Origin of the sequence: Nocardia sp. CDC160, from assembly GCF_035818795.1 — a bacterium.
Classification (GTDB): domain Bacteria; phylum Actinomycetota; class Actinomycetes; order Mycobacteriales; family Mycobacteriaceae; genus Nocardia.
Genome location: NZ_JAYKYT010000009.1, coordinates 35,488 through 46,930, shown reverse-complemented (window position 1 = coordinate 46,930; position 11,443 = coordinate 35,488). Strand labels below are relative to the sequence as shown.

Annotated in this window: 11 protein-coding genes; 5 read left to right on the top strand and 6 right to left on the bottom strand. The window is 68.4% G+C overall.

The genetic code is table 11. The annotated features are described in order from the left end of the window. Positions 1-2: 2 nt before the first annotated feature. The 5 genes from VMT40_RS35915 to VMT40_RS35895 all read right to left on the bottom strand — a co-directional run bounded on the left by VMT40_RS35915 (position 3) and on the right by VMT40_RS35895 (position 5,871). Positions 3-1,475, bottom strand: a complete 1,473-nt coding sequence (locus tag VMT40_RS35915) for a glycosyltransferase (RefSeq protein WP_326364103.1) — start codon at positions 1,473-1,475, stop codon at positions 3-5. Further along, complete coding sequence (locus VMT40_RS35910; protein ID WP_326364101.1) at positions 1,472-2,983, bottom strand: hypothetical protein; 1,512 nt, start codon at positions 2,981-2,983, stop codon at positions 1,472-1,474. The genes VMT40_RS35915 and VMT40_RS35910 overlap by 4 nt, the downstream gene beginning before the upstream one ends. A gap of 1 nt (position 2,984) precedes the next feature. Beyond that, positions 2,985-4,913: a hypothetical protein gene (locus VMT40_RS35905; RefSeq protein ID WP_326364100.1), complete on the bottom strand. Its 1,929-nt coding sequence runs from the start codon at positions 4,911-4,913 to the stop codon at positions 2,985-2,987. A gap of 70 nt (positions 4,914-4,983) precedes the next feature. After that, a complete protein-coding gene (locus VMT40_RS35900; RefSeq protein WP_326364098.1) occupies positions 4,984-5,598 on the bottom strand; it encodes an MspA family porin in 615 nt (204 codons plus the stop codon). Between the two features lie 54 nt (positions 5,599-5,652). Then, positions 5,653-5,871 carry a hypothetical protein gene (locus VMT40_RS35895; RefSeq protein ID WP_326364096.1) on the bottom strand — a complete coding sequence of 73 codons (219 nt, stop codon included), beginning with the start codon at positions 5,869-5,871 and terminating at the stop codon, positions 5,653-5,655. 86 nt (positions 5,872-5,957) lie between these two features. Between VMT40_RS35895 and VMT40_RS35890 the strand changes: the two genes are divergently transcribed. Together VMT40_RS35890 and ilvA are read left to right on the top strand one after the other, a co-directional pair. Then, positions 5,958-6,395, top strand: a complete 438-nt coding sequence (locus VMT40_RS35890) for a nitroreductase family deazaflavin-dependent oxidoreductase (RefSeq protein ID WP_326364095.1) — start codon at positions 5,958-5,960, stop codon at positions 6,393-6,395. A gap of 114 nt (positions 6,396-6,509) precedes the next feature. Next, positions 6,510-7,865 (top strand): threonine ammonia-lyase IlvA, encoded by a 1,356-nt coding sequence (ilvA, locus tag VMT40_RS35885; protein ID WP_326364094.1) that lies wholly within the window; start codon positions 6,510-6,512, stop codon positions 7,863-7,865. Between the two features lie 18 nt (positions 7,866-7,883). On the opposite strand, the gene VMT40_RS35880 is transcribed toward ilvA, so the two are convergent. Further along, positions 7,884-8,561 carry a response regulator transcription factor gene (locus tag VMT40_RS35880; protein ID WP_326364093.1) on the bottom strand — a complete coding sequence of 226 codons (678 nt, stop codon included), beginning with the start codon at positions 8,559-8,561 and terminating at the stop codon, positions 7,884-7,886. A 190-nt stretch (positions 8,562-8,751) separates the two neighbouring features. On the opposite strand from VMT40_RS35880, the gene VMT40_RS35875 reads away from it, so the two are divergent. The 3 genes from VMT40_RS35875 (at position 8,752) to VMT40_RS35865 (ending at position 11,412) form a co-directional block, all read left to right on the top strand. Beyond that, positions 8,752-9,909, top strand: a complete 1,158-nt coding sequence (locus VMT40_RS35875; protein WP_326364091.1) for a DUF2235 domain-containing protein — start codon at positions 8,752-8,754, stop codon at positions 9,907-9,909. Between the two features lie 2 nt (positions 9,910-9,911). Then, positions 9,912-10,841 (top strand): serine/threonine-protein kinase, encoded by a 930-nt coding sequence (locus VMT40_RS35870; RefSeq protein WP_326364089.1) that lies wholly within the window; start codon positions 9,912-9,914, stop codon positions 10,839-10,841. Positions 10,842-10,905: 64 nt separating this feature from the next. Beyond that, the gene (locus VMT40_RS35865; protein WP_326364087.1) at positions 10,906-11,412 is read left to right on the top strand and encodes an O-acetyl-ADP-ribose deacetylase; all 507 of its coding nucleotides are present in this window, start codon (positions 10,906-10,908) and stop codon (positions 11,410-11,412) included. Positions 11,413-11,443: the final 31 nt, after the last annotated feature.

The window sequence follows — 11,443 nt, the reverse complement described above, 5'->3', positions numbered from 1 at the left end:
GCTCACTCGGCGGCCTCCGTGGACGTGCCCAGCCCGTGAAAGGTCTTCTCCCAGTAGGACGGATTGCGGATCAGCTGCCAGCAGCCCTTGGTCGCGGCAATGGCCATCAGGAGCCAGTAGCCGGGCGAGACCAGACACGCCACCAGCAGGTCGGGGCGTCCGTTCTCGCGGCAGGCGATCAGATTCATGTACACCGTCACCGCATTGCCGAGCACCAGCGCGATGAGCGCCGGGAAGTACACCGCGGCCGGGAACACCTGCTCGATGATCTGCGGCTGACCGAAGATCCAGGCCAGGGTGACGAACCAGAACAGCAGATTCAGGCAGGCGATGATCGGCGTGCCCGCCAGGAACAGCGTGAAGCGCAGGAACGCGATCGGCCCGATCTTGCGCCACAATTCGACCGGCCGCCGGGCGTGCACCAGCCAACTCTGCAGATAGCCCTTGTACCAGCGCGAGCGCTGCCGAATCCAGTTGATCGGATCCGGGTTCGCCTCCTCCAGGGTGGTCGAATCGATGACGGCCGTGGAGTAGCCGCGCGCCGCGATGCGCACGCCCAGGTCGGCGTCCTCGGTGACGTTGTAGGGGTCCCACGCCCCGATGGCGGTGAGCACATTGCGCCGGAAGTGATTCGAGGTGCCGCCCAAGGGAATCGGCGCGCTGCTGCGCATCAGCCCCGGCAGCAGGAACCCGAACCAGAGCCCGTAATCCATGGTGAACCAGGCGGTGAGCAGATTCTGCCGGGCATTGTGGAACGCCAGCTTGGCCTGAATGCACACCACCGACCGCGGCAGCTCGGCGAAAGCGGCCACCACGCGGCGCAATTGGAGCGGATCCGGGATGTCCTCGGCGTCGTAGATGGTGACGATATCGCCGGTGGCGGCGTGCAGTCCGTAGTTGCACGCCTTGGGTTTGGTGCGCGGGTCGGCGGCGGGGACCAGCACGATGGTGATGTGTTCGCTTCCGGCCGAACCGATTCCGGCGGCGTGGGCGGCCTCGATGGTCGGGGTGTCGTCCTCCTCGAGCAGCAGCAGGGCCTGCAACCGGTCGCGGGGGTAGTCCAGGCCGTTGAGGGCCGCGATGAGATCGCCGACCACCTCGGGCTCGCCGTAGGCCGGGACCAGAATCGTGTACGGCGGCAAGCGATCCTCCGGGAACTCCCGGGCGCGATCGTCGTCGACGTGCAGGATGGCGTCGCGCGGCATGCCGCGCGCGAAGATCACCACGCGGTCGACCATGACGGCGGTGTAGCCGAGCGTGCAGGCCGCGACCAGCGCGACCAGGGTCCATTTCGGGGCCAGCACCGCGCACACCGCCACCACCGCCACGCCCGCCAGCACCGTATTGCGTTGCCACGGGAGAAAAGCCACCGACGCCGAGGACATCGGGTCCGTCTCGCGCAGCCCGTGCACGGCGGCGTGCAGCGCGTGTGAGCGCTCGGACTCCGTGGCGAGACCCGCGAGCTCGGCGCTCATCCGCCCGCTCCGAGGCGGACGATCTCCCGGGCCACGGTGGTGAGCATGTCGCGGTCCTTGTACTCCGACTCCGCGTCCTGCTTCTCGGTCTCCGGATCGATGGACACCGCGTTGCCGCGCAGGATCTGATGCAGCATGTTCTCGGTATTGCGCGCCACCGACGGCTCGGGCCGGGGGAATTCGGCGTCGGGCAGGTGATTGTCGGCGGAGATGAGGCTGATGCGTTCCGCGCCGCCCCGGCCGCGCCAGCGCCAGCTCAGCCAGGTCCAGCTCAACAGTCGGCGATCGTCGACCACGGTATTGAGTCGGCCGGTGACGCTGTGGCCCAGGTCGATGCGGATCGGGGCGCTGATGCGCGGCTGGGCGAGCGAGTACAGCACGAACTGCGGAAGTCGCTCGATGTCATTGGGATTGGCGGAGCGCTCGATGTCGACCACGATCCGGCGGCGACGGGATTCCTTGTCCCAGTCGGGGTTACCGCGCAATGCCACCATGAAACGGCGCGTCCAGGAGGTTCCGGGACCGAAGTAGCGCGGTGCCCAAGGGTATTCGCGCTCGCTGAGCACCTGCCACCCCGGCGGCACGGCGGGTGCGTCGGCGATCACCAGCGCGGCGAGGTCCGGATAGTCCACACCGTATTCGTGTGGCACCGGAATGGGCGCGATCAAGGCCGTCGCCACCACGGCCGTCGCCAGCGCGCCTCGCGAATACCCGGCGGTGAGCGGGCGCACCGGACGATCGAGCGGCTTCACCGTCGACCAGTTTCGATGGTTCAAATACATGATCGTGGTCGTCAGGTACACCGCGAGAATGGTCGGCACCGCCTGATACACCAGCAGCGGCGCGTTCGGGAACCACCGCCACAGCACCACCAGCGCGACCGCGCCCAGCGCGAGGGTGAGCACGGCGGCCACCAGCGCCCGCCGCCAGGTGCGGCCGGATCCGATCGCCGCGGCCGCCGCCCCGAGCAGCAGCGTCGCCGTGCCGTCGGCGACCTCGCTGCCGCCCAGCAGGACCACGACCTGCCGGTAGGGCGGGGGAAACGCGGCGAGCAGCAGCAGCCAGGCGGGCCAGAATCGGAACACCGGCCGCAGCCCGAACGCCAGAATGCTCACGCTCATCAGGAACAGCGGGGCCGCGATCAGATCCAGGTGCAGCACCTCGTACTGGTAGGGGTAGCGCAACACCAGCAGCCCGAGCAGCGCCCCCGACAGGGTCAGACCGATCAGGCCCACGATGACATCGGTCTGGCGGTCGTAGATGGGCAGTTCGTCCCGGTGCCGCAGGGCGATTCCGATGGCCGCGAACACCGTGACCACGGCCAGCACGAAGACGTACCCGATATCGGAATCGTGGCGCAGGTCGCCGATCAGCTCGAGCCAGGTGTACCCGAACGCGATCAGCGTGCACAGCAGCACGATGACGAACCGGACCATCGTGCGCCAGTGCAGGCCGTCCCACAGGTGACGGGCCCGCGCCTGCGCCTCCAGGCTCGCGGTCACGCTCATGTCAGCGAGAACGCTTGCGCGGCAGCAGGATCACCAGCGCGGCGAGCAGACCCACCGCCAGTGCGATGCCGCCCGCGAGGGCCAGTCGGGCGGCCACCGGAATGGGGGAGTCGCTCTTACCCGCCGCCGCGATCTGCTCGCTGATCCCGGCCGCCGGATCGAAGAACTCCGGCTCGCGGTCGCCCGCCTGCAACAGCACCGGGCCGGACAGGCGGAAGGATCGATCCGGGTCCGCCAGCAGCCAATTCAGCAGGCGGTCCAGATGTTCCGGCGCCTGGGTCGAGGTGCCGACCAGCACGGTGCGCTTGCCGGTCCAGGTGGCCTGCAGGGAACCGAACGACAGGGGCGGGCGCAGCTCGATCTTCGTCTCCAGATCGGCGTCGTCGCCGTACACGATCAGGGTGTCGCCGCTGCGGTCCAGCGGCAGCACGATCGAACCCGGTACGCCGCCGTTCGACGCCACCAGCACGGCCGGTCGGTCACTGCCCGCGGCGGTATCGAAGGACACCAGCTCGGGTCGCAGCGGCACCGAGGTCAGCCGCTGCACCGCCACCAGCATCTGGACGGCACGGACGGTGTCGGCGAAGCCGGGCGTCTGCAGGCCGACCTGCACGCCGGGCATCAAAGCCTGTGGCACCGCGCCCAATCCACCGGGCACCGGCGGCCGCGCCGCACTGCTCTGGACCTCGCCGTCGGGGTTGATGGTCAGCGTGACCGGTTGCTCCAACCCGCACCCGTGGGTGAGACCGGCCTGCTGCAGGGTGACCGTCACCGTCGTGAACCGGGACAGCAGCTCGTTGGGAATGTCGACCCACTGGTCGAAGCGGCCGGACGGATCCACCGGCCACGCCGCGATCTGGCGATCGCCGATGGTCACGGCCAGCTGGCCGTTGAGGGTGTCCGGCAGCGGAGTGTGGTTGCCGTGCAGGTTGACTCGCACATTCTTCGACGGGCGGCCCAGCCGGGTCATGTCCAGCGCGAAATCCACCCGGACATAGCCGATGGCGGTGGCGCTGAGGCGATTCTGGCCGAGCTCGGCCAGGGTGAGCGCGTCCGGGGCCAGCTGCGGAGTCACCGGGACGCCCAGCGCGGTGGCCGAACCGGCCATGGCGGCCCGGGCCAGATCGCTGGTGAGCAACTGGATCTGGGTGGGCAGCGAGGATTTGTCACCGGAGACGGTCAGCAGTGGCGTGGGACCGCCGGTGACCGAGATTCCGGCATCGGAGCCCTCGTGGATCGCGATCTGGCGCTCCAGGAACGCGGGCGGGTGGTCGGGACCGGTTGCGCCCGAATCCATTCGGCGCACCTCCACCGCGACCGGCTGATTGGCGTAGCGGGCGACGGCGGCCGTGGTCAGCGACAGCGCCGCGGAACTCTCGAGCTGCGAGGGGTTGGGCGGGAGGTAGACGGTCAGCCGATCCAGGACCGGCGGCAGGAATTCGGCGACGGTCGTGGGCTGGCGTTCCTCGCCGAAATAGGTGACGGCCACATCGCTGAGCGTGAGCGGCTGGCCGATCCAGTCGTCGGGGCAGATACCGGGCTCGGGCAGCAGCGAGGAGGTCAAAGTCACCGGGACCGCGTCGCCTCGAACCTCCGCCCCCGCCAAGGGGATTCGAATGGGCGCGCGCGGATCCTGCGGCAAGTTCACCCGTTCCAGCAGCCGCTGCCCCGAATGCGCCTCCAGGGTGCCGCGCGCCAGGGTGGGCGGGAGCTGCACGGTGCCGGTGATCGCGGTGGGGGCCAGGCCGGGCAGGATCGGCAGGCTCAGGGCGATCTCGTGGGTCCGGCCCTGGAATTGCAGGGTCTTGCCGAAACCCAGGCTGGCCAGGGGAATCGCGTGATCGCCCGGGTCGGCCTGGGCCGGATGCGGGAGGGCGATCATCGGGAGCGTGGCCAGCAGCAGGGTGAGCAGGGCGGCACGCACTCTCATGAATGGTCTCCTGTGTGGGCAACCGCGGTGGTATCAGCGCCGGACGGGTGTGTCAGCGCCGGACGGGGTGTCAGAGCCAGGTGGGATCGCCGAAAACCGCTCCGCTGTCATCGGTTTCGGCGGACTTCGCGTAGATGTAGGTGTACTGCCGGATGGAAACCGGTCCGGCGCACTGATTCACGGCGATATGGAAATCGCGAATGATGACCTGCACCGTCTTGCCCGGAATCAGGTCCTTGGTCGCGATCTCGAGATCCTTGACCTCACCCGGGGCGAGGTTGACGGTCACGGGCACCTGGATATTGGGGCCGATGATCGCCAGCGAGGGTGTCTGCCCGACCGTCGCGCTCGGCAGGTAGACCTGCGGAATGGCGCCGAGGCTGCTGTTGGGCAGGGTGACCGAGCAGCCCACGTGATAGCCGGTCTTGAGTTGGCCGCCCGCGATGCCGTCGACCCGGGCGTAGGCCATATTGCTGACCAGGGCCTCGCGGGTGGTGCCGACCTGGTTCAGGGGCGCGATGCGATTGATGAACTCGTCGCGGTCACCGACGGTGAAGCTTCCGAAGGTCGATTGATAGGTCCGCTCGTGCGGGGCCAGCGTGATGATGTCGGCCCCCGCGGGCTGCGCGCAGCACAGGGCGGCCCCGACGGACAGCAATGAAACGCCCACAGTGGACAGCCGCATGCCCTGACGGTAATAGGCAAAAGGAATAACGTGCCCGAATGACACGTAACGGAATCAGGCGCGGGCGAAGGCCAGCAACCAGCGGGCAGCGGCCACGGTCGCTCCGGCGAGCACCGCGATCTGCACCGAACCGGTGATCAGGGCGAGCGTCAGGCACACCACCGCGCCCGCGAACAGGGCCTCGAGCTTGTACATCGGCCAGGCTGTCCCGGCGATGTCCACGGTCGGACGCGCGGGGGCCCGCTCGGTGTCCGTAGGGTGAACCACTGCCATACGGTCAGGGTAGACGGTGACACAAAGTTCGGGCAACCGAACTTGCTGTCGGGAACAACACACGGCGGGCAATGGTTACGCAGGTCATGCCACTTAACGGAGAGTACGAACCCAGCACGTCCGACTGGGCCCGTGAACAGGCCGAACAGTACGAGGAATCGCAGGGGGCCGAGGGCACCAGCCTGCGCGGCGTTCCGGTCGTGCTGCTCACCACCGTCGGCAACAAGTCCGGCAAGCTCCGCAAGACCCCGCTCATGCGCGTCGAGCACAACGGCGAGTACGCGGTCGTCGCCTCGCTCGGCGGTGCGCCCAAGCATCCGGTCTGGTACTGGAACATCAAGGCCCAACCCCACGTCGAGCTGCGCGACCAGGACGTGGTCAAGGACTATGACGCCCGCGAGGTCACCGGCGAGGAGAAGGACCTCTGGTGGAAGCGCGCGGTCGAGGTCTGGCCGGATTACGCCGAATACCAGAAGAAGACCACCCGCCAGATCCCGGTCTTCGTCCTGACCCCGCGCGACTGAGCTTCGCCCGCCGCGATACCGGGAAGCGCGGCGGTCGATGGAAGATGCCCCGGCCGCATCGCGGCCGGGGCATCTGATTCCAGCGCGGCGCGTGCTCCCAGCTAGCATGTTCGGGTGTCTGATCCGCTCGCTGTAGCTGAGAAAGTGTCCGGTCCGCTGCCCGAATTGAGCGCGGACGAGATCGACGCGGCTGCCAAGCGAATTTCGGACATTATCGAGCCGACGCCGCTGCAACGGATTCCGCGGCTGTCGGCGCTCACCGGGGCCGAGGTCTACCTCAAGCGCGAGGATCTCACCGCCGTGCGCAGCTACAAGCTGCGCGGCGCCTACAACCTCATGATGCAGCTCACCGCGGCCGAGAAGGCCGCGGGCGTGGTCACCGCCAGCGCCGGAAACCACGCGCAGGGCGTGGCTTTCGCGTGCAAGGCCATGGGCGTGCGCGGCCGCATCTACGTTCCGACCACCACCCCGAAGCAGAAGCGCGACCGAATCCGCGTCCACGGCGGCGAATTCGTGGAACTCATCGCCATCGGCGACACCTATGACGCGGCCGCCGCGGCCGCCGCCGACGATGTCGCGCGCACCGGCGCGACCATGGTCCCGCCCTTCGACGATCCGCGCACCGCGGCCGGGCAGGGCACCATCGCCGCCGAATTCCTCGAACAGCTCGGCACCCAGCCGGATCTGGTGGTGGTCCCGGTGGGCGGCGGTGGCTGCCTCGCGGGCATTGCCACCTATCTGCGCGAACGGTCGCCGCGGACCGCGATCCTGGCGGCCGAGCCCACCGGTGCGGCCTCCATGACGGCCGCGCTGGTGGCCGGGGGTCCGGTGACCCTGCCCGAGATCGATCCCTTCGTCGACGGCGCGGCCGTGCGTCGCGTCGGCGCGGTCGGGTATCAGGCGGTCGTGCGCTTCGGCGGCGCGGTGCGCTCGCACGCCTCGCTGCCTTTACTGACCAGCACCGAAACCCGCACCGGCGCAGGGTCTTTCCGCATGATGCATGTGGACGAGGGTGCGATCTGCACGGCCATGCTGGAGCTGTATCAGAACGAGGGCATTGTCGCCGAGCCCGCGGGCGCGCTGGCGGCGGCGGCCCTGCGCGAGGTCGAGGTCGAGCCGGGATCGACGGTCGTGGTGCTGCTGTCGGGCGGCAACAACGACGTCTCGCGCTACGGCGAGGTCATCGAGCGGTCGCTGGTGCATCAGGGGCTGAAACACTATTTCCTGGTGGACTTTCCGCAGGAGCCCGGCGCGCTGCGGCGCTTCCTGGACGAGGTGCTCGGGCCGGACGACGACATCACCCTGTTCGAGTACGTCAAGCGCAACAACCGCGAAACCGGTGCGGCACTGGTCGGTATCGAACTCGGGAGCCCGGAGGGGCTGGAGTCGCTGCTCAAGCGCATGGACGAGGCGCCGATCCAGTGCGAGCGGCTCGACCCGAACTCGCCCGCCTATCGGTACCTGACCTGAGCGAGTATCCGACCTGACTCACGCGTGGAGCAGGTAGCCCGCCGCCGAACTGTGAATGATCTGCGGCTCGCCCAACTTTCGGTCGAGCCGCGTCATCACCTCGTCGATGCCGGTGGTCGAGGTGGGGTCGGCGCAGAAGGCGGCGATCTCGGCCGAGGTGACGAGGGTTCCGGCGCGGGCGGCCAGCAATTCCAGGGCGCAGAATTCGCGCGTCGTCATGGTCAGCAGCACGCCGCTGCGGCGCACCCGGCGGCGTAATCGGTCCACCACGAGGTCGCCGACGGTCAGCACCGGCGTCGGCTGCGGCTTGCGCAGCGTGCACAGGGTACGGACCCGGGCGGCCAGTTCGGCGAGCGAAAACGGTTTGGGCAGATAGTCGTCCGCGCCGCCCGCATAGCTCTCGGTGCGGTCGGCGGGGCTGTCGCGCGCGGTGAGCAGCAATGCGGGTGTGCGAACACCCGATTCCCGTTGCCGCCGAACCAGATCCAGGCCGTCGCCGTCGGGTAGCCCGCGATCCACGATCAGGCAGTCGTAGAGCCGGGCCCCGATCTGCGCGCTGGCGTCGGTGAGATTGCGGGTCAGATCGACGGTGAATCCGGCCCCGCGCAGTCCGTCGGCGACCCGTTCGCCCAGCTTCTCATCGTCCTCACACACCAGAACGAATACGCTGCGGGCGGTCACTCCATCGTCGGACATGGGCCTACGGTGCCACAGTGATCATGAACGAATCGTGAGCGATCGCGGAGCGATCGGCGGTTGTTAACACCGAACGGGCGGGTACTTGTCCGGGCGCGTATTCGAGTTAACGGGTGCGTGTCGGGGGGACGATTAATCGGGTAGTTCACTACGCGTGAAACCGAACGGTCAGGACGGGAGGCTGGCGTTCATGAAAAGGCTGGTGGTGTGCTGTGACGGCACGTGGAAAGCCGAGTCGAGCACGACGGTGTCGAACATCGTCAAGATCGCGGAGACGGTGCGGCTGACCGGGGCGGACAGGGAGGGGAAGTCCGTCGGTCAGCGCATCTACTACGTATCGGGGCCCGGCTCGCGCGGATTCATGTCGGATCGGTTGCTCGGCGGGGCCTTCGGGCTCGGGCTCGAGGCCAACCTGTCGGCGGCGTATTGGCAGCTGGCGCTGAACTGGGAGCCGGGCGACGAGATCTTCATCTTCGGCTTCAGCCGGGGCGCGTACACCGCGCGCAGCCTGGCGGGGATGATCAATCGGCTCGGAATCCTGAAGTACGACGCCATGATTCACGGCAAGTACCCGAAGGCGCTCGAGATCTACAAGACGCGCAAGAAGGATCCGAAGGCCGCCGATCCGCCGGAGTGGGAGGAGTTCCGTTCCCAGTACTCGCATCCGGAGCGGCCGACCATCAACTTCCTCGGGGTGTTCGACACCGTCGGCGCGATGGGGGTGCCGGGGCTGACCGCGTGGAAGCACCGGTTCCACGACGTGAACCTGTCGCCGATCGTGCTGTGCGCGCGGCAAGCGCTGGCCATCGACGAGCGGCGGCGGGAATTCGCGCCGTGCCTGTGGGAGATTCCGGAGGAGGACAGGCGGCTTCACGACCGGCCCGACCGGGTGAAGCAGGTCTGGTTCGAGGGCGTGCACAGCGATGTCGGCGGTGGCTACGCCGACTGCGGGCTGTCCGACATCACCCTGCGGTGGATGATCGCCGAGGCCGAGGCCGAGGGGCTGGCTTTCGACCACGACCGCCTCGACACCCTGCTGGCGGAGTGCCCGTTCGACGCCGCCCACCTGCACGATTCGCTGAGCGCCGGATTCCGGGTGCTCAACTACGTGCGGCTGGCGGTGAGCTGGAACAGTCCGCGCTTCTACCGCGACTCGTGGCGCAAACTGTTGCAGCCGGAGGATCAGGACAGCTTCCTGGCCTCCACGGTCCCGGACCGAAAGGGCTACCGCCCGGCCAATATTCACCGCTGGTGTGAGCACAGCCGCGGCCCGGTGCCGCCCGATCTCATCGAACCCATCGACCTGGTTCCGCTCCCGCCGACGGATACCCGAGTGTTGTCGAGCTAGTCATGCTGATTTCCTCGCTCCGGACCGCCGTCGCGGGGCTCTCCTCGCATCGGCGGACTCCGGGGGGAGGTGTGCGCGGCATGGGCGCGACCGGGTTGGTCGCCGGGTCCGTCCTCGCCGGGTATGTGATTCAGCGTCGGCTGGGCGAGGGCGGGATGGGGACCGTGTACCTGGCCAGGCATCCGGAGTTGGCGATGCCGGTGGCCTTGAAGGTGCTGAAACCGGTGGTGGCCGATGCCGCCGGGGCCGCGCAGTTCCGGCGCGAGGCGCAGTTGGTGGCGAATCTTCAGCATCCGAACATCGTGGATATCAAGGACTTCGGTGACGATCACGGAACGCTGTGGATGGCAATGCAGTACGTGCCCGGCGGCGACCTGGCCGAGTTGATTGCCCAGCATCCGCGCGGCATCGAACCGGGGCGGGCGGTGCGGATGGTCGCGGCGGTCGCGGACGCGCTCGACTACGCGCACGCCCACCAAATAGTGCATCGGGATGTGAAGCCCGCCAATATCTTCCGAACCACCGGGACGGGTGATGCGGACTGGATCCTGATCGGTGACTTCGGTATCGCGCGCAGCCTCGCGGAGGGGGACACCGTGACGGCCAGCGGGCGATGGGCGTTCTCGCAGCCATACGCGCCACCGGAGCAGCGACTTGGATGCCCCGCGGGCCCCCGCGCGGACGTCCACGCCCTAGCGGTCACCCTGTACCAATTGGTAACCGGCGAGCTACCTCGCCAACTACCCCTTCCCGCCCGAGATTCCGGCCTCCCCGGCACCCTCGGCCCGGTCCTGGCCAAGGCCACCGCGTGGAACCCGGCCGACCGCTACACCAGCTGCGGCGACCTGACCCGAGCGGCCGCCGCCGCCATTCGCCCCGGCGGTTCGAGACGCAGGCTCATGACCGCTATCCAAACCGCCCTTCGCGTGTGACGCGTGGACCCCGTCGGGTGTGACGCGTGGACCTCTTCGGGTGTGACTCGTGGACAATGTCCCCATGGTCGAACTCGTGCTGGTGCAGGGCGATATCACCGAGCAAGCGGTGGATGCCGTCGTGAATGCCGCGAACTCCTCCCTGCTCGGCGGCGGCGGTGTCGACGGAGCCATCCACCGCAAGGGCGGCCCGGCGATCCTCGCCGCCTGCCGCGACCTACGCGCCTCGCACTACGGCAAGGGCCTGCCGACCGGGAAGGCCGTGGCCACCCCCGCCGGAAACCTCCCCGCCCGCTGGGTAATTCACACCGTCGGCCCCGTATGGTCGCCCCAGGACGACCGCTCGGCGCTACTGGCCTCCTGCTACCGCGAATCCCTCCGAGTAGCAGACGAACTGGGCGCCCGCACAGTGGCCTTCCCAGCCATCTCCACCGGCATCTACGGCTGGCCCCTCGACGACGGCGCCCGCGTAGCCATCGAAACCGTTCGCGCCGCCGACACCGCAGTCCGTGAAGTCCGCTTCGTCCTCTTCAGCCCCGACGCCTACAAAGCCTTCACCGCCGCAATCTAACCCCGCCCCTCCGCCCTGGCCGTTCCGTTCG